Raw genomic sequence first — 17,711 nt, 5'->3', positions numbered from 1 at the left:
GACTTCTTTCTTCTACCCAGGAGGTAGGCGCATATGGCAGACGCAGAACAGCAGCAGGTCAACCGCACCAAGGCGGCTGAGAAGCCCAATGCGGTCAAGGGTGTGCAGGCAGCCCTCGTCATCATGAACGAGGTCCCTGGTCTGGCCGCTGGCGAGTTTCCTCCTGGCTTCGAGCACCGAGCTGCTCGGGGCCGGTACCGGTTCACCCGGAGCGGGTGATGGCCGGCCGCGGACCTGCCCCCAAGGAGAACGCTGTCAGACGGAACGTCGTGGACCTCTCCCATCTGGAAGGTGACGAGGGTGTCCCCGACAAGCTGCGGAAGCTGTTCAAGCGCGACAGCTACAGCGTGGCCACGCAGCGGTGGTGGGACACCTGGGCCGAGTCCGACCAGGCCGAGTCCTTCAAGGCCACCGACTGGCAGCGGCTCCAGATGCTCGCGCCCCTCGTGGAGTCGTATTACCGCAGGCCAGGACATAATGCGCTGGCCGAGATTAGGCAGAACGAGTCCTTGCTGGGCGCCACGGTCACCGACCGGATGCGCCTGCGGATGAACAAGAAGGACTCCGACAAGCCGGGCTCTGACAAGCCCGACCAGCTCCCCGAGAACGTCGCCGACATGGACCTCTACAGGGCGCTGGGCGGTGCGTGATGTGAGCTGTTATTTGAAGAGTGAGTCGAACCACATCTGGTAGGGCGCGCTGACAATTGCTCCAGCAAGTGCTCCTACGACAACGCCCTTCCACCAGATCCGACGTTCCCTCATCGTGGGTCGGCGTCGGCGGCGCTTCGGGCTACTGGCCAATAGGAGGAACCATACGATTCCTAAAGTAACGGCCAGGAACAGCAGGAGCGAGACGAAGGTGAGTGCCCTCGACCTGGTCACATTACCTACCAGCATCGCCCCCAGTAAGGGCCCAACAAAGATCAGCGGCTCGATGGCATCAAGCAGGCGTTCACGACGCTTTAGATAGCGCCTCTCCATCCTCGACGAGGCATGGGACGACAAGTCGATTTCCTCAGTGTCATGCCAATGCGGCGGCACGCGCTCTATCCACACAACTCCATGATGCGTCCCTGAGCGGAAAAAAGGGGGGTGGTTTCCATCCAAAGTGGCAACCTCCCCGAAGGAGTCCCCCATCCAACCCGCTCGCTCGGCTATCAGATCCTCCGCTGGGGCGAGCGCTACCTGGTTCAGCCGGATGGCGAGAACGCTGGTGAGCCGTGGCAGTTCACGCCCGAGCAGAAGCGCTTCATCCTCTGGCTGTACGCGATCACCGACAAAGGCAAGTGGCGCTACGACACCGCCTGCCTGAGGCGGTCGAAAGGCTGGGGCAAGACCCCCGTGTTGGCCGCCTTGGCGATCATCGAGTTCATCGGCCCCGCGAGGTTCTCGCACTTCGACGAGAATGGCTTCCCAGTCGGCAAGCGGGTCGGCCTGCCGCTGATCCAGATCGCGGCGACGAGCATTGACCAGACCGCGAACACCAGGGACATGATTCGCGGCATGCTGGCGAACTCGCCAGCGGAGTTCGAATACGACCTTGAACTCGGTAAGGAAAAGATCCAATTCCGCTCCGGTCGCCCTGGTCGGATTGAGCCGGTCACCAGCTCCAGCCGGGGCCTGGAGGGCGCACGCCCGACCTTCGTGGTTGCTGACGAGACTCACCACTGGGTGCCGAGCAACGGCGGCGTCAGCGTCTTCGAGGTGCTCGACCGTAACGTCCGCAAGACGGTCGGTGCGGGTAGCCGGATCGTGGAGTCCACGAATGCGTTCAATCCGAACGAAGACTCCATCGCGCAGCGAAGCTTCGAAGCGTTCCAGAAGAAGCCGGACGGCCGACTGCTGTACGACTGCGTCGAGGCGGACTGCGACGAGATCGACCTCAAGGACATCGAAGCTGTCGAGCTGGGTCTGCGGCAGGCGTACGGTGACAGTCACTGGGTGGACATCCAGGGCCTGATCGACGCGATCCAGGACCCAAGGACCACGCGAAGCCAGGCGTACCGCTTCTACCTGAACAAGATCCAGGAGTCAGCGGACACGTGGATGTCTCGTCCCATCTGGGACGGTCTGCGCAGCGACGACGACCCGATCAAGCCTGGTGACCAGATCGCCGTGGGGTTCGACGGCTCGTTGTACTCCGACTCGACGGCGATCGTCGGGTGTCGGCTGAGGGATGGGAAGTTGTTCCTCATCCATCTGGACGAGGACCCACACGACCCGCTCCGCGAGTGGCAGGTGGACACCCTGCTGGCGGACAAGCGGATGCGCCAGGCGCAGGAGACCTACCGCGTCGAGTGGGTGTACGCGGATCCGAGCTACTGGCAGAACGTCGTTGGTAGCTGGTCCTTGGACTTCAAGGAGAGGGACCGGGACGGCAGGGACATCGTCTTCGAGTTCTCCCCGGCTCGCGCCAAGCAGATGTGCGAGGCGATCGAGCGGTTCCATACCGCCGCACACCTGGCTGAGGGGATCTGCCATGACGGCAACCCCGACATGGCCAGGCACATCGGCAACGCGGTCACGTACGAGGTCCCTCAGGGCCTGCTGATCCGCAAGGAGTCGAAGCGCTCCCGGAAAAAGATCGACATCGCAATTGCAGCGGTCCTCGCCTACGAGGCGAGGGCTGAGGCCATCGCTGACGGACGCATGAGGGTGCGCCGTCGAGCACGCCTTCGCACCTACTAACACACCCACCACCTGAGGCCCCTGGCGCCTGACGCCGGGGGCCTTTTTACGCCTTCAAACAAGAGGTTGGTAGATATTATGGCCCTCGGCCACACCGGGGGCCGTCCCCAAACCCCTCTGGAATGGATCGTTTACCTCGAAGGGAAGCTGTCCCGGCAGCGTTCCGAGGTTCGTAAGTACGCCACGTACTACGACTCCGAGAACAAGGTCCTGTCCTACGCGCAGGAGAAGTTCAACGAGATCTTCGGCCAGATGTTCGTCGGGTGGAGGGACAACTTCTGTCCCTTGATCGTGGATTCGATCAGTGAGCGTCTGAGGATTCAGGGGTTCCGCATGGGCCCGGACGAGCCCGCGGATAAGGACGCCACCGAAATCTGGCAGTACAACAGCCTCGATGCCGAAAGCAACGCCGGTCACATCGACGCCCTGATGGGCGGGCTCTCCCACCTGGTGGTGTGGGGCGACGAGGACGACATGCCTCTGATCTCCCCTGAGAGCGCCGAGGAAGTCGTCGTTCAGTACGAGCCGGGTAGTCGGCGCAAGCGCGCCGCCGCGCTGAAGCAGTACACCGACGACTGGGGCACCGAACACGCCACGCTGTGGCTACCGGATGGCGTCTACACCTCCGAGCTGCTCACCAGAGGCGACGGGAGGGTGTGGTCAGAGCCGGGCTATGAGAAGAACCCTCTCGGCAAGGTCCCCGTCGTGCCGCTGGTCAACCGGACCCGGCTGAAGCTGACTCCGTTCAGCGAGCTGGCGGCCATCATCCCCGTCCAGGACGCGATCAACAAGGTCGCGGCCGACGCGCTGGTGGCCTCGGAGTTCGCGGCGTTCCCGCAGAGGGTCCTGGCAGGTATCGAACAGCCGCCCGACGACGCGAGCGATGAGGAGCTGGCGACGGCTCGCCAGGAGATGATCCGGGCCTACATCGACCGCATCCTCACGCTGGACAGCCCCGACGCCAAGTGGGGGCAGTTCGAGGCGGCGGACCTGTCCAACTACGTGACCTTGATCGACATGCTGGTCCAGCACATGGCGAGCCAGAGCCGAGTGCCATTTCATTACTTTCTGTTGAATGGCGGCCAAGCACCGTCCGGCGAGAGCATCACCGCCGCTGAGGCCGGCCTCGTGGCCAAGGCCCGCGAGAGGATGCTGCACTTTGGTGAGTCCTGGGAGGAGGCTCTCCGTCTGGCGTTCGAGGTCAAGGGCGACATGTCCAGGGCCAAGGCGTACAGCGCGGAAGTCATCTGGGATGACCCCGAGTACCGCAGCAAGGCCCAGTTGGCGGATGCCTTGCTGAAGATGAAGGAACTCGACGTTCCGACCAAGCAGCTTCAAGAGGAGTACGGCTACACGCCGACCCAGATCATCCGTTTCGACGCGATGCGCGAAGAGGAGATGAAGCGGGCCAAGGAACTGGCTGAGAAGTACGGCCTGAGCGACATGCTCGGCCCGGACGGTCAGCAGCCCGGACAGCCCGGCAAGCCCGGTCAGCCGCTGCGCTCTGCTCGCGGTGAGGCCAAGCCGAAGACGCCTCAGGACAAGGTCGCTTCGGTCGAGCGGCAGAAGAAGGCCGCTTAACCCATCCCCACAGCACGCACGCCAGCCCGAGCCGACATGGCGACGGGCTCTTTCGCATTCCCCAATCCGACATGGAGAAGGACCCGATGGACGACAACCAGACTCAGCCGACCGACCAGAACACTCCCCCGGCTTCACCTGCCTCCAATCAGCAGGTTGGTAACGAGGGCGAGAAGGACTGGAGGGTCGAGGCCGAGAAGTGGATGCATTTCTCCAGGCTGCACGAGACCAACTGGAAGAAGGCTTCCGCTGAGCTGGAGAAGCTGAACAAGGCCAACATGACCGACGCGGAACGCTCGGTCGCTGAGGCCAAGGAGCTGGGCCGTCGTGAGGCCCTGGAGTCCATCGCGACGCAGCGTGCGCAGGACAAGTTGGAGGCGGCAGCCGCCAAGGCCGGCGTGGATCTCACGCCTGTCATGGGAGCGCTCGACGTCTCCAAGTTCGTCGCCGATGGCGACGTCAACACCCAGGCGATCGGTGACTTCGTCGCCCAGGTCGCGTCTCAGTTCGCCCCTCCGAAGGGGCCCAAGTTCGCCCAGGGGCTCGGCATCGGCCCGCAGGGCTCCAGCTCCGCAGGCCAGCTCACCCGCAACGACCTGCGCGGCATGTCTCCTCGCGAGATCGCACAGGCCCGCAAAGCCGGCCGCCTGGACGCGCTGATGCGCGGCGAAAACTAACCCCCGCATACCGGGCCCTCGGCTGAACGCCGGGGGCCTTTCGTATGCCCAGAACTAAGGACTTCCCCCATTGGCTACCTCTTTCACTGACGGCCTCTACAAGGACGGCGGTGCTCGTCTCACCAACGGCACGGCCGGTGTCTTCATCCCCGAGCTGTGGAGTGCCCAGCTCCTGACCGACACCGAAGACAAGCTGGTCCTCGGCAACCTCTTCGGCACCTCGACGTACGAGGGGGAGTTCCGGCGTGAGGGCGACGTTCTCCGCATCCCCCACTTCCGCGACACCGTCGTGGACAAGGGCGTTGTCCCGGCGTACGGCTCCATCGGCTCGGCCGACAAGGCGGAGCTGGAGTACGTCAAGATGCAGGTCGCCAAGGGTTCGTCCTTCCACTTCGAGGTGGACAACCTGCACCAGCTCCAGACCAAGCAGGGCATTTCCCTCATGGAGGAGCTGGTCCGCCAGCGGGCTCGTCGAACCGCTCTGGCGCTCGACGCCCTGGTGGCCACTGCCATCGTTCAGGGCTCGATCGAGACCGCCGCAAACTCTGGCCTGGGCAAGGACGCCAACTCGGACGGCGGTACTTCCCCGCTGCACGGCCTGGTCGAGTCGGTCCCGCTGGGCACCGGCACCGCCGCCCGGTACAACCAGCTCGTGGACATGATCGCTCTGTTGGACGACGTCAACAGCGAGGGCGAGCGGTACCTGGTCATCGGCACCTCGGTGAAGGCCGAGATCTTGAAGCTCAAGGAATTCATGGACGCCTCGCACTGGGGTGGCGAGCCCATCATGGTGAAGGGCTTCATCGGCACCGTCCTGGGTGTTCCCGTCATCGTCTCCAACACTGTCGGCAAGCGGGTGACCCGCAAGGGCAAGCAGGCCCTGGTTGGTCCGACCCATGCGGCGGCCCAGTCCGTGGACATGATCCTCGGCACCGCGGGCAGCGTCGCTGCGGTCATCCCGCACGTGGACATGGACAACTACAAGCCTGAGGCGAAGTTCACCGACGCCGTCAAGGCCAGAGTCCACTACGACGCCAAGGTCATCGCTCCGCAGGAGCTGGTCGTCGCCACCCCCGCCGCTCCCTGATCCCAGCCCTTCGTAAGCCCCCGGCCTGAGTGAGGTCGGGGGTTTTTCTCTGCTCGATTGGAGCCCCCCATGCTGATGTCGGTCGCCGACATCGAGGCACGCACCGGGCAGGTGTACGAGGACGAACGGCTGGACCAGGTCAACTCCTTCATCGGCGATGTGACCGCGCTTGTGGAAGCGTTCCTCGGGCGCTCCTTCGCCGCATCCACTCCCCCGGCCGCCGTCAAGGCGGTCGCTTGTCTTGAAGTCGTTCGGTATCTCAACACGGATCCCGGAGTGGCCAGCGACAGAGTGGGCGACCTGTCCACGAGCTACGCCTACGGCGGCGCGGTGGTCGCGCTGTCGAAGGACACCAAGGATGCGTTGCGGCCCTTCCGGTGGCGCTCGGGTCTGGGCTCGGTTCGGATCGTCAGTCGCTTCATCCCTGACCCCGTCGAGGAGGAGACTCCGTGATCCTCGACAAAGCCCCGGAGACCATCAAGGTCTTCAAGACGGAGTGGGTGCCGGACGGCTACGGCGGCACCACCAGCCCTGTCCCCTCCACCTCTTTCTTCGAGGTCAAGGGGTTTGTCTTGCCTACCGGCTTTGCCGGGGCGGGTTGGGCGGCCAACATGCGGTTCGCCTCGCAGGGATGGGCTGACACCGCCCGCGTCACACTCGTCATCAAGTGGACTCCCAAGCTCGTCGAGCTGGACCAGTGGTCGCAGGTCGAGGTGCAGGACCAGATCTGGACGGTCGTGCAGGCCCCCAGGCGGTGGGTCACCCGGCGCGCGTCCTTCGTCACCGTCCTGGTCGAGCTGAAGGGGGACGCCGCATGAGCATCTGGATCAACCCCCGGATCGCCGAGATCGTAGCGGGCCTGCCCGGTGTGCATGACGAAGTCGTCGCGACCGCCCAGCGCGGCGCGAAGCTGCTGAGAAAGAACATCCACAACCACACCGGGGCCATGGCGCGCAGCGTGCGCGCCGAGTCGCTGGGAGACAAGGACGCCTTCTTCGGCATGTCCGACGAAGGCGCCATCGGCTACAACTTCGGCCACTTCAACACCTGGGCGAACCGGGACATCCCCGGCTCCCAAGTGATTGAAAGAACTATCGGGGAGATGGGATGACGATCCCCGACCCGGAGAAGGCCATCATCTCGGCCCTAGCCCACTACATGCCTGAGCTGACCTCGCAGGGCCTCACCCGCATCTACAGCCAGGCCCCCAAGGAGTGGTACAAGCAGGACTTCCTCGTCGTGCGTGCCACAGGCGGCGGGGCTTCCCGCCGACCCCACTTGTGGGCCGTGTGTTACTTCGAGATCGAGGCGTTCGCCAGCCAGCGCGGAGAGGCTTCGCGCCTGGCTCGTACGGCTGGGACCTCGATGAACCACGCCAGCCGTGAGGGGTTCCGCTACGTGACCCCCACCGAGGCGGGCTATCTCTTCGGATTCCGCGAGGTCAACGCGCCGTCGCTGATGTACGACGGCCTGTCCTCCAAGCACGGCGACGCCTACATGTTCCAGGGGACGTACCAGATCTCCGTCCGGGCGCTGCGCTAACCACCTCTTCTTTCTTCTTCCTCCCCCTGCTCCCCCCTGCCCTCAAACAGGAGATTGGTAACTCAATGGCCCCGACGTACCTGACCAAGGACCCTGTCCTCGTCCCGAACACGGGCTATGTCTTCACCGCCCCCGAAGGCACCCCCAAGCCGGTCCTGCCGCTGGACATCCGCAACCTGCGCACCCTTCGTGAGAGCGTCGGCACCTCCTGGGCCAGCATCGGCAACACGTCGCTGGAGAACGGCATCACCCATGACACCGAGGGTGATGACCCGGAGGTGCTGGGGACGTGGCAGCGGCCGAGTCTGCGCACCACGAACCCGCCGAAGGTCTACAGCCTGACGCTGGCGCTGGCTGACTTCACGATCGAGACCTACAAGCTGTACTACGGCGGCGGCAGCCTTGCGACGGACGGCAGCTTCATCATCCCGTCTGTTCCGGCCGCGACGACGAAGGCGCTGCTCATCGTGGCGGTCGATGGTGATCGTCACGTTGTTGAGTATTACGAGCGGGTATCGCTGCTCGGCAGCGACGGCATCGAGTACGACCCCGCTGCTTTGACCGAGATGCCGGTCAAGGCGACCATCCTCGGTGGCACCGAAGGCATGGGCCAGATCAGCCCGGTCATGTGGGGCAGCGCGGTGGAGATCAACCCGCCCGCCCTGGCCACCATCACCCCGGCGACGGCCGCCCCCGGCACGCAGGTTCAGCTCACCGGCGCCAACCTGCACGCGCCGGTCACCGTCTGGTTCGGCGTCTACGAAGGCACCAACGTGATCACCACGCCGACCGGCACTCAGGTCACCGTCACGGTGCCGACGCCGGTCGAGACCGGCGACCTGCCGGTGCAGGTGAAGGTCGAGACGAACTTCGGCGAGTCCACCGAGAAGCCCTTCACCATCGACCAGCCCTAATCCCCCCAGCTTGGGTGCGGCCTCGAAACCCGCCCAGGCACCGAGCCCCGTTGCGTGCGTTGGGATGGCCGCGCAACGGGGCTTCGCCATCCCTCCCATCCCGTGTGAAGGAGCCACCGTGGACGTTCTGAATTACGAGGACCTGGTCGCCGAGGTCGATAGCGAGCTGGACGAGAAGGGCCTGAAGTTCCTGGCCAAGGATGGCAAGACCGTCGTGCTCCGTCCGGTCCTGCTGCTGGGCAAGGACGAGCTGAAGGTTGTCCAGACCCTGCTGAAGGTCGTCACCGACAACGACCGCGACGCCTTCGAGCGGATCGACGCGATCGACGCGATGCTGATCGCCTCCGCTGACAAGAAGGACAGCCTGAAGAAGTCCCTGGCGGACCTGCCTCCGACGATGCGCACGAAGATCTTCGACGCCTGGATGAAGGCCGGTAAGGGCCCGGAAGCTTCGGCCTGATCGACCTCATCGACCGCTACGGGGGTGAGCTGCTCGCCGATTTCCTGCGGTTCTACCACCTAGACCTGCGGGACGTTCGCCGCGGTCTCCTCTCCCCCACGCTGGTCTTGGCGCTGATCAGGCATCTTCCGCTCGACTCCGCTTACGTGACCGCGCTACGCGGCGCGGAGTATGCCGGTTGGGACCGGCAGACCGTCGTGATGGCCGACGTCTACGACGCCGTCAACACTCTGACCTTCCTCTATCAGGCATCGCACAGCGACAAGCCGAAGAAGGTCAAGCCCTTCCCGCCGTACCCACGCCCCGGCGTGCAGGAAGCGGAGAAGGCCAAGCCCACCACCCCACTGCTTGCCCGTTTGCGGGGCGAGGACGCCCCCGCGCCCGTGCTCGGGCCTGGCTCGAAGGTGCCCCTTCCCCCGTCCCGCCCCTAGGCCGGATGGAGGAAACGCATGGCGGGGAGTCCTGCCCGCAAGGAAGTCAGTCGCGTCGGCGTCAAGGTCGTCCCGGACACCTCGGACTTTGGTAAGGAGCTGAAGGCCGAGCTTGCCCGGTGGTCCAACGAAGAGATCAACATCGAGGTCAACGCTGACCTCGACACCTTCGAAGCGGACTTGAAGAAGGCCCTGACCGACCGCAAGGTGAAGATCGAGGTCGAGCTTCAGACGGCCCAGGCCGAAGCGGAATTGCAGACGTTCCTGCGGGACCGCAACGTCAGCGTCCGGCTCGACCTGGATACCGGCACAGCTAGCTCACGTCTGGCCGATCTCACCAAGGCCGAAACCAAGACGATCAACCTCGACGTCGATTCAGCCGCCGCAAAGGTGAAGATCGCTGAGATCACCAGGGCTGAAACCAAGACGATCAATATCGACGTCGATCAGTCCTCCCTCGCCCTGGCCGCTAGCCAGATCTCCTCGATCGGCAGCAAGTCCGGAGGCGTCTTCGCTGGCCTCTCCGGAGCCATCAGCAAGGTCGTCTCTGGGGTCGCTGCTCTGGCCTCGACCGCAGGTGGAGCCTTCTCCGGACTGATCACCAACAGCGGGACTGCTCAGGACGCGCTGGGCAAGGTTGGCGGATCACTAGCCACCATCCTTACCGGCCTGCTTCAGATCGGTGGAACCGCCGCCGTCTTGACCGCCGTCGTGGGGCTGCTCGGGTCGGTCATCGTCGCGGCTGGTGCTGCTGCGATAGCCATCGCGGGCGTCTTGGTCGGTGTGGCGTCCCTAGTGGCGCTACCGGTGATCTTCGCCGGACTCTCCGCAGTGGTCATCAGCGCGAACGACGAGCTGAAGAAGTCGTTCGTCAAACTCTCCGAATCCGTAGTCGAGTCCCTCTCCTCGGCCGCCGTTCCTGCGGTCAAGGGCCTGACGACCGCCATGAGCAACGCGGCCGACGCCATCAAGGAGGGGACCCCGCTCTACGCCGAACTGGAGCGGGCCTTCGCCGCGACGGGTAAGGCGATCGTCCCGCTCTCTGAGGGGATCATCGCTTTCACCACGACCGCGATCGGCGGGATGGCCGACGCTCTGGAGAAGCTGAACTCGGCGGGGTTCTTCGACCAGATCGGGGAGAGTCTCGACACCCTCGGTGTCGCCTTCGGGTCCTTCTTCTCCACCTTGGCCGACTACGCCCCGCAATTCGCACAATCGTTCGATGCGCTCGTCAAGGGGATGGGGCTGCTCCTCACCTCCTTGGCCAACCTGGCGGGTGTTTTCGCCACTTTTGCCCCTTCTGTGATCTATGGCGTAGCTGCTGCCTTTGCGCGGCTTTTCGACGCATTCTCTGCCAACAGGGACGTCTACGCCGCCGCCGCCGAAGCCTTCGCTCAGGCCCTGGTGGACATGGCTCCCGCCTTGGAGCAGGTCGCTGCCGCCTTCGCCAAGATGGCTCCGGACATCCTGGCCAGCCTCGCTACCGCCATGTCTTCGCTCGGTGAGACCCTGTCGGACCCGGCAGTCGTCCAGGGCGTCACGACCCTGACCCAAGGGCTGATCGCTCTTGGGCTGGCGACCGTGGAAGCCGCCGCTGGCGTAGCCTCCTACGTCGGTGACATCTCCAGCCAGATGGCCAACTTCGTGGACGGCCTGTCCGGGAAGCTGGAGTACGCCACCTCGGTCACCAACCAGCACCTGCTCGGACTCGTCCAGCAGGCCGACTCGACCAGGGAAGCCGCGGACAACCTCCAGCGGCAGCTCCAGGCCGTGTTCGGCACTGTGGTGTCTGAGTCGGTGAACAAGATGCGCGAGGTCAACGAGTCGTGGAAGGCCGGCATCGACCAGATGACCTCCACGACTCAGGAGGGCAGCCGCACCCTCAACGAGGCGCTACGGGCGCAGCTCCTCGAACTGCTCAACACCGTCAAGTTCACCGGCACCGAGCTGGATTCCACCTGGAAGCAGAACTTCGAGCAGCTCATCGCGACCACGGCCTCCTCGGGCGACCCGCTGGCCCAAGCGATGAGCGCGAACATGCAGAAAATCCTCGACACCCTCGTCGCGGCTGGCCCGCAGGGCGTCGAGCAGGTCCGGCAGATGCTTCAGGGGATGCAGGACCAGGTCCAGGCTGCCCAGATCGCTGAGGCGATGGGCATCGAGATGACCAACACCACGGCCCAGATCGACACGGGTGTGGCTAGCGCACAGTCGAGCTTCTCGAAGCTTCCCCAGGTCATGCAGGAGATCATCAACTCCGCGAAGACCCCAGAGGAGCTGGCGGCCAAGCTGAGCCAGATGAACACCATCATCGGGCAGAAGGCCACCGAGGGTGCGGCCGAGTTCAAGAAGCTGCCTGATGGGATGGCCCAGGCGATCTCCGCTGAGACCATCTCGACCGGTGTCACGACGATCATGACCAACATCACCACTGCGGTGACTACCGGAGTCTCCACGGCGACGACGGCCTTCGCGCAGCTTCCTGTTGGTCTGTCGTCAGCGGTCTCCTCGGACTCCTCGGTTGTGGCTGCGGTGACCGCCCAGATGACCCAGGTGAACACCGCGATCACGACGGGCGTCACCACCTCGACCACGGCCTTCCAGAAGCTGCCGACTGATATGGCCGCTGCTGCGACGGCGGACAAGACGCCGTCTGTGGTCGAGGCGAACATGAAGAAGGTCCTCGACACCATCACCAAGGCTGTCGAGCAGTGCGTGACCCAGTTCAAGAACCTGGCCACCCAGGCGGCTGAGCACGGGAAGCTGTCCGGCTTCGTGAGCGCGGTCCAGTCGGCCATGGAGCAGGCCAAGTCGGCGGTTTCCTCGGCGGTGGCGGACATGATCGCCTCACTGAGCCAGCTCGACCAGACCTTCGCCGGGCCGACCATCTCGGCGCCCACCGTCGAAGGCGGCGGAGGTGGCGGCGGCGGGGGTGGAGGCAGCTTCGCTCCCAACAACTTCAACCTGGTTGAGCCGCAGAGCTTGATGCTCATGGCTGAGCCGGTCGCGCTGAAGACGCTCGACACCAACACCGCTTCCGTGGCCGAGCTGGTTGCCGGGGTCACCTCCTACGCCAGCACGCTCAAGCCCAACAGCGCGAAGCCGACTGCGCAGGAGGGCGGGGTGACGAAGATCTACAACTTCACGGTCCACGCCGCTCCGAACGTCCCCACGGAGGAGACCCTGCGCAAGCAGCTCTCCTACGCCGACGCCTTGTACGGCTAACGCCCCTTCTCCATGGGCCCCGGTCAGATGACCGGGGCCTTCCCTTTCCCATGCCAGGAGGTTTGTTCGTGCTGTTCAAGCCGACCGTCGTGCAGCTACGGGGCGTGGACGGGGCTCTGTTCACCCTGACCGACGAGAGCTTCTCCGGAGCCGCGATCCTGCTCCAGCCCGGAGCCAAGGGCCTCGACGCACCGGCCTTCGACGTCAAGGCAGACGAGTACCCCGCGATCGACGGAGGCTTCTACCGGTTCGCCCGCGCGCCCATCCGCGAAATCTTCCTCCCCCTCAAAATCACCGGTTCCTCCAGGGCCGAGATGATGGCGCTCAAGCGGCGCTTCATCGCCAGCCTCAACCCGAAGAGGGGTCTGGTCACCCTCCAGACGACGGAGTACGCCGAAGTGGCCGACCTGCTGGTGGCCGAAGTTCCCCGCGTCCTCACCTGCTACTACGTCAACGGCATGGAGGGCGGGGAGAGCAGCGAGGACGGTGTTCACTGGGCCACTTACGGCCTGGTCCTGCGGGCACCGCACCCCTACTTCCAGCACGCCAATCGGGCCTTCGCCACCTTCCAGACGTACGGCGTGTCACGGCCCTTCATCAACCCGCCCGAGGGCGCAGCGCCGTTCCTCAGCATCGACGGCGTCACTCCCGGTCAGGGGCTGGCTCTGTCCCCCACTCCGGTGGATACCGACACGATCGACCTTGAGTACGTCGGCGACGTCGAGGCTCAGCCTCGCTGGGAGATCCGTGGCCCCCTGACCTCCCGGCTGTCGCTCGTCCTGAAGGACGTCAACGACAACGTCGTCCAGGAGCTGCGGCTCACCGCGGCGATCCCCATCTCCTCCAGCGAGGTACTGGTCATCGAGACCGCACGGGGAGCCCAGTTCATCCGCGTCTACCCGGCCCGCGACATCGGCGCGGACTATGACCCGCTCCAGGGCAAGTCCGCCTGGCAGGCGCTCGACATCACCTCCGCGATGTGGGCCCTCCAGCCTGGCGTCAACCGCGTGTCCCTCGTCATCGACAAGCCGACCGGCATGTCTCCCGAACAGGAGACCGCGTGGCAAGCAGCCAACCGGCCGAACGTCGTGGCGTCCTTCCTGCCCTCTTTCATGGGAATCTGAATGCGCAACTTCCGAGTCTTCGTCCGGGAGTCGCTGTTTCCCCGCACTCGCGCGGAGGGCGGCGACGACCTGGCCCCGCTCGCCCTCGTCGGTGAAGCCGACGCCCACACCAAGTTCGAGGCACTCGCCCGGCACAACGCCATCGGCTCGTGGAGTCTGACCATCCCTGCCGGCCACATCCAATCTCGGATGTTCACCCCTGGTCGAGGCATCGTTGTCTTCCAGGACGGCTTGGCCGAACCTCTCTTCTCCGGTCCTATCCGGCAGATCAAGAAGACGTGGGATGCAGAAAACGCAGGCGCCGGTTCGGTGGAGGTCGTCGGGGTTGACGACAACTGCTTGCTGGCCGAACGGCTGGCGTGGCCCAACCCCAAGGCGGACATCCACCTGGCCACCGTCTTCAAGTACTGGAAGATGAACCCGGTTTGGCCCAACGTGGCCGAAGTGCTTCGCAACCTGTTCCTGGACAACGCCCAGGGGCTCCCCTTCCGCCGCTTGGAGCGGCTGTTCATCCCCGGCCCGGAAACCACCGAAGCCCTCCTCGGAGACGACACCTCCCGAAGCGCGCGGATCAGGTTCGACCAACCCGACCAGCTCGTGGCCGCACTGTCCGCCGTCTACGGCTTCCGCATTCGCTTCCTCTGGCACCCCAACCCTGCCGCCGTCGCGTCCAACGGCGACTCGGCCGCCAGCGGCCCCGGGATTTTGCTGAAGCTGGAACCCATCTCCAACCTCACCAACTCGGTGCGATTCGGCGTCGAGTTCGGCAACCTGCGGGGCTACAGCTACATGACCCGCGCCCCCGAGGCGACCCGCCTGGTGCTGGGAGCCCAGGACCGAACCTGGCGTGAGCAGGAGAAGCAAACCACCTTCAACGACAGCGGGATCGGGGACGGCTTCACCTACACCTCGAAGGAGAAGCACGGCCCGGAACGTTGGTACGGCTACTACTCCAACACCACGTTCGACCCTGAGTGGTGGGGAGACCCTTACAGGACGCCGGCTGACCGCCAGCACACGCTGGCCTGGGCCAACGCGGGATACAGCGCGATCGAAACCGAGTGGGGTGTCACTGCGGAACGCTACCGGGACAAGCGAGACATCCCGTGGATGTGGACTCAGGTCCAAGGCCAGCCGACAGGCTGGGCGGAAGACCCTCCCATCTGGTCGAGCCAGTACCGGCTGATCCAAGACGAGGTTGAGGCGTTCGCCCTCGACTCGGGCCCCGTGGCCTCCATCACGATCGACCCGCTGGAGACCCCCGCCACCATGTACGGCCGCACCTACGGACTGGGCGATCTGATCCGGGTCATCATCGACGGCGAAGTCCGCGACGAAGTCGTACGCGAGGTCCGCTTCAGCTCCACCGTCGAAGGTGGACCACTGGTCTCCCCGACTATCGGCACCTTCGGCTCCACTGAATCGCCCTACCTCTACACGGCGATCCGAGCCCTGTGGGACAGAGTCCACGGCGTGGAGACGCGGGAAAGCCCCTTCCCGCCTCAGGACCAGCCGGACGTGACCAGCTCCATCAGGAAGGTGATGTATACGTGAGCATCGGCTCGATCAGCACGACCAGCTACGGCTGCTTCACCTCCGCAGTGGACAACTACCCGCTAGGTGTCGGCTCCTACGAGGTCGCTGCGCAGGTCACCACCACGCATTACGTCGAGGTGCAGATCGACGGCTACCGACGCACCACGCCCGTGGTCTGGCCGAAGGGCGGTGACTCGACCGCCAGGTTCGTCATCGAGATCCCCAACGACGGCCAGGCGCACACGGTGCAGCTCGTAGACACCGGCAGGCTTGGCACAGTCGCGGCGTCGAGCCCGCCTCTCGTACTGACCTCTACCTGCGTCGGGGTGCTCAAGGCTGAGATCGTCGAGACGATTCCCGACCCTCAGACCCACGCGAAGTACGTGACCGTGAAGGTCACGCATGACGGTGAGACCTCCGGAACCTTCACCAGCCGTCTGACGATGGACGGCAAGGTGTCGGGCCCTGAAATCGTCTTGAGCAACGGTGACTACGAACCCCGGACCGTCGTCATCCCTGCCGATGGAGCCAAGCACCTCATCAAGGCCGAGATCCAGGTGAACGGGTCTTGGGAGGCTGCCCCGTTCCTGTGGCACGTCGTCCAGGCGGACTCCGGCAGTGCGGGTCCGCTCCCCTCCACCGAGGAGACGTCCTCCTTCTTCCCGGGCGAAACAGTCATCATCCAAGCGGTGGCGGACGCCAGGCCGCTGGCTTCCGATGGAAGCGAGTGGATGAAGGTTGAGTACGCGCCGAAGGACACCATCGGCCTGTGGAAGCCCGTGGGCGAAGACGGACTGGTCAAGCCCGACGCGGACGGCTTCTGGTCCACAGCCCTCAAGACAAACCTGATCGAGTTCCCGGCAGGGTCTCAATGGATGGTCGTAGTCCGGCTGGTCCGCAACCACCACCCGAGCTGGGGCACCCTCAACTACTTCAACATGATCGCCGGACCTCCCGGCCAGCCATCCACTTTGCAGGCCCCCATCATCTCCGGGCCTTTGAACCACAACCAGCGCGGCGGGTGCTGGATGGAGTTGTTCGGCACGGGCCTGCCCGGCACCGAGCTGGTCTTCGAGGTCACCGCCGTCACCTCCTGGGGGCGCGTCGGCGACACACCGCTGAAGACCACGGTCAAGCGGGACGGCACCTGGCGGACCTACGTCTACAGCTCACAACCAGCCAAGCCCCAGCCGTACAAGATCCTCCGCTACCGGGCCAAGGCCCGAATCGGCAGCCAGGAGTCCGCCTGGTCCAACCCCCTCGACGTCACCTGGCACTACCCCCTGCGCTAAGGAGTCCCACCTTGACCACTCCCCCCAGCACCGAGCACGGGTGGCCCTTCGCGGCTGGCCCTGGCCAGGTCGTCTCCGTGCACGACTGGGAGACCATGGCCAACACCTGGCAGTCCAGCGGCGTCGTAGGTTACCCCGAGACCGTGGCGAATCCGTCCGATGGCAACCGCGGACTGTTCGCTACGAGGATCAGTGCGACCCAGATCCAGATCCTGCCTGGAGTCGCCACCATCGGTGGCCACTACTTCGAGTTGAAGCTGCCCAAGGTCTTCGACCTCGACATCACGGGCTCGGTGTGGGACGGCTCGAACGTTCGACGCGACCTGGTGACGCTACGGCTGGACCGGGACAACAACGGCTTCCGGTTCGTGCAGATCAAGAACGCGATCGACATGGTGAACCAGGTCCTCGACCTGGAGACCTCCGAGGAGGTCCCGCTCGTCCAGCTCGACGTCGTCAAGAACAGCGGCCTGCTGACGGAGCCGATCGACCGCAGGTGGTTCGTCGGCAAGCAGGTGCGTCCGATCCGAGGCAGCGCGCCGTTCCTCGACCCTGCCCCGTACGACGGGGAGTTCGGGGTGGACGTCGCCAACCACTTCCTCGTGGTCGGGTCGGGTGGCGCATGGGTGCCTGCTGCGCAGGTGTTCAACAACGACGGCGCCTACGGGCCGTCCATCACCTCACTCCAGAACCGAGCCACGACCTTGGAAGGCAAGGTCACGACGCTCCAGACCGATCTGGATACGGCTGAAGCCAGCCTAGCCACCGCACAGGCCCAGCTCGCCCAACTCCCGCTCGGGACCTGGGTGGACATCACATCCTTCGGCACCGGCCTGGGCAGTGTCGTGGGTTCGACGATCCAGGTACGCCGACAGGGCGCCGTCGTCTACATCCGGGGATCGCTACGCCGGACGAACGGAACCGCTCTGGCTGCTGCCGTCCGAGGAGCGACGGTCGTGCTGACCCTGCCCGCTGGCTTCTTCCCGTCCACGACGGTGGCCCTCAGCCTGGCCGGCCGCAACGGCACCACCGCCGTCTACCCGCTATCCGCGCTGATCAGCACGGTCGGCCAGATGACCATCCTCACCGACTCGACGGCGTCGAACAACCTGCTCTCCGTCGATCTGACCGGCTCCTGGATGCTGGGGTGAT

18 protein-coding genes are annotated in these 17,711 nt (G+C 64.9%); all 18 read left to right on the top strand.

Annotated features, from left to right (window positions below):
* Positions 1 to 33 precede the first annotated feature (33 nt).
* Positions 34 to 219, top strand: coding sequence for a hypothetical protein (locus ABT340_RS15865; RefSeq protein ID WP_352011467.1), 186 nt, complete (start codon positions 34 to 36; stop codon positions 217 to 219).
* On the top strand, positions 219 to 650 hold the full coding sequence (locus tag ABT340_RS15860; protein ID WP_502992509.1) for a phage terminase small subunit: 432 nt from the start codon (positions 219 to 221) through the stop codon (positions 648 to 650). Before ABT340_RS15865 ends, ABT340_RS15860 begins: the two co-directional genes overlap by 1 nt.
* Positions 651 to 1,094: 444 nt before the next feature.
* The gene (locus ABT340_RS15855) at positions 1,095 to 2,690 is read left to right on the top strand and encodes a terminase large subunit domain-containing protein (RefSeq protein WP_352011465.1); all 1,596 of its coding nucleotides are present in this window, start codon (positions 1,095 to 1,097) and stop codon (positions 2,688 to 2,690) included.
* 78 nt (positions 2,691 to 2,768) lie between these two features.
* Complete coding sequence (locus ABT340_RS15850; RefSeq protein ID WP_352011464.1) at positions 2,769 to 4,271, top strand: phage portal protein; 1,503 nt, start codon at positions 2,769 to 2,771, stop codon at positions 4,269 to 4,271.
* 86 nt (positions 4,272 to 4,357) lie between these two features.
* Positions 4,358 to 4,948 carry a hypothetical protein gene (locus ABT340_RS15845; RefSeq protein WP_352011463.1) on the top strand — a complete coding sequence of 197 codons (591 nt, stop codon included), beginning with the start codon at positions 4,358 to 4,360 and terminating at the stop codon, positions 4,946 to 4,948.
* 70 nt (positions 4,949 to 5,018) lie between these two features.
* A complete protein-coding gene (locus tag ABT340_RS15840) occupies positions 5,019 to 6,035 on the top strand; it encodes a phage major capsid protein (RefSeq protein WP_352011462.1) in 1,017 nt (338 codons plus the stop codon).
* Positions 6,036 to 6,104: 69 nt separating this feature from the next.
* Complete coding sequence (locus ABT340_RS15835) at positions 6,105 to 6,488, top strand: hypothetical protein (protein ID WP_352011461.1); 384 nt, start codon at positions 6,105 to 6,107, stop codon at positions 6,486 to 6,488.
* Positions 6,485 to 6,853, top strand: coding sequence for a hypothetical protein (locus ABT340_RS15830; RefSeq protein WP_352011460.1), 369 nt, complete (start codon positions 6,485 to 6,487; stop codon positions 6,851 to 6,853). The genes ABT340_RS15835 and ABT340_RS15830 overlap by 4 nt, the downstream gene beginning before the upstream one ends.
* Positions 6,850 to 7,146 carry a DUF5403 family protein gene (locus ABT340_RS15825; RefSeq protein WP_352011459.1) on the top strand — a complete coding sequence of 99 codons (297 nt, stop codon included), beginning with the start codon at positions 6,850 to 6,852 and terminating at the stop codon, positions 7,144 to 7,146. The genes ABT340_RS15830 and ABT340_RS15825 overlap by 4 nt, the downstream gene beginning before the upstream one ends.
* Positions 7,143 to 7,577 carry a phage tail termination protein gene (locus tag ABT340_RS15820; RefSeq protein ID WP_352011458.1) on the top strand — a complete coding sequence of 145 codons (435 nt, stop codon included), beginning with the start codon at positions 7,143 to 7,145 and terminating at the stop codon, positions 7,575 to 7,577. The genes ABT340_RS15825 and ABT340_RS15820 overlap by 4 nt, the downstream gene beginning before the upstream one ends.
* 65 nt (positions 7,578 to 7,642) lie before the next feature.
* Positions 7,643 to 8,491 carry a phage tail tube protein gene (locus ABT340_RS15815; RefSeq protein WP_352011457.1) on the top strand — a complete coding sequence of 283 codons (849 nt, stop codon included), beginning with the start codon at positions 7,643 to 7,645 and terminating at the stop codon, positions 8,489 to 8,491.
* A gap of 118 nt (positions 8,492 to 8,609) precedes the next feature.
* On the top strand, positions 8,610 to 8,951 hold the full coding sequence (locus tag ABT340_RS15810) for a hypothetical protein (RefSeq protein ID WP_352011456.1): 342 nt from the start codon (positions 8,610 to 8,612) through the stop codon (positions 8,949 to 8,951).
* Positions 8,952 to 9,058: 107 nt separating this feature from the next.
* Positions 9,059 to 9,382: a hypothetical protein gene (locus ABT340_RS15805; RefSeq protein ID WP_352011455.1), complete on the top strand. Its 324-nt coding sequence runs from the start codon at positions 9,059 to 9,061 to the stop codon at positions 9,380 to 9,382.
* Between the two features lie 18 nt (positions 9,383 to 9,400).
* On the top strand, positions 9,401 to 12,607 hold the full coding sequence (locus tag ABT340_RS15800; protein ID WP_352011454.1) for a hypothetical protein: 3,207 nt from the start codon (positions 9,401 to 9,403) through the stop codon (positions 12,605 to 12,607).
* A 68-nt stretch (positions 12,608 to 12,675) separates the two neighbouring features.
* Positions 12,676 to 13,731, top strand: coding sequence for a phage tail family protein (locus ABT340_RS15795; RefSeq protein WP_352011453.1), 1,056 nt, complete (start codon positions 12,676 to 12,678; stop codon positions 13,729 to 13,731).
* Positions 13,732 to 15,285 (top strand): Gp37-like protein, encoded by a 1,554-nt coding sequence (locus ABT340_RS15790; protein ID WP_352011452.1) that lies wholly within the window; start codon positions 13,732 to 13,734, stop codon positions 15,283 to 15,285.
* The gene (locus ABT340_RS15785) at positions 15,282 to 16,559 is read left to right on the top strand and encodes a hypothetical protein (RefSeq protein WP_352011451.1); all 1,278 of its coding nucleotides are present in this window, start codon (positions 15,282 to 15,284) and stop codon (positions 16,557 to 16,559) included. The genes ABT340_RS15790 and ABT340_RS15785 overlap by 4 nt, the downstream gene beginning before the upstream one ends.
* Before the next feature lie 11 nt (positions 16,560 to 16,570).
* Positions 16,571 to 17,710, top strand: coding sequence for a hypothetical protein (locus tag ABT340_RS15780; RefSeq protein WP_352011450.1), 1,140 nt, complete (start codon positions 16,571 to 16,573; stop codon positions 17,708 to 17,710).
* Position 17,711 lies beyond the last annotated feature (1 nt).

It is taken from the genome of Streptosporangium sp. NPDC000239 (genome assembly GCF_040300765.1).
Taxonomy (GTDB): Bacteria; Actinomycetota; Actinomycetes; order Streptosporangiales; family Streptosporangiaceae; genus Streptosporangium.
Note: the sequence above shows the minus strand (reverse complement) of the source record. Positions and strands in the feature narration are given on the sequence as shown.

What these genes read in the sequence shown, in the direction of transcription:
- ABT340_RS15865 (WP_352011467.1), top strand. Translation starts at nt 34, where the DNA reads ATGGCAGACGCAGAACAGCAGCAGGTCAACCGCACCAAGGCGGCTGAG.
- ABT340_RS15860 (WP_502992509.1), top strand. Translation starts at nt 219, where the DNA reads ATGGCCGGCCGCGGACCTGCCCCCAAGGAGAACGCTGTCAGACGGAAC.
- ABT340_RS15850 (WP_352011464.1), top strand. Translation starts at nt 2,769, where the DNA reads ATGGCCCTCGGCCACACCGGGGGCCGTCCCCAAACCCCTCTGGAATGG.
- ABT340_RS15845 (WP_352011463.1), top strand. Translation starts at nt 4,358, where the DNA reads ATGGACGACAACCAGACTCAGCCGACCGACCAGAACACTCCCCCGGCT.
- ABT340_RS15835 (WP_352011461.1), top strand. Translation starts at nt 6,105, where the DNA reads ATGCTGATGTCGGTCGCCGACATCGAGGCACGCACCGGGCAGGTGTAC.
- ABT340_RS15825 (WP_352011459.1), top strand. Translation starts at nt 6,850, where the DNA reads ATGAGCATCTGGATCAACCCCCGGATCGCCGAGATCGTAGCGGGCCTG.
- ABT340_RS15820 (WP_352011458.1), top strand. Translation starts at nt 7,143, where the DNA reads ATGACGATCCCCGACCCGGAGAAGGCCATCATCTCGGCCCTAGCCCAC.
- ABT340_RS15815 (WP_352011457.1), top strand. Translation starts at nt 7,643, where the DNA reads ATGGCCCCGACGTACCTGACCAAGGACCCTGTCCTCGTCCCGAACACG.
- ABT340_RS15800 (WP_352011454.1), top strand. Translation starts at nt 9,401, where the DNA reads ATGGCGGGGAGTCCTGCCCGCAAGGAAGTCAGTCGCGTCGGCGTCAAG.
- ABT340_RS15790 (WP_352011452.1), top strand. Translation starts at nt 13,732, where the DNA reads ATGCGCAACTTCCGAGTCTTCGTCCGGGAGTCGCTGTTTCCCCGCACT.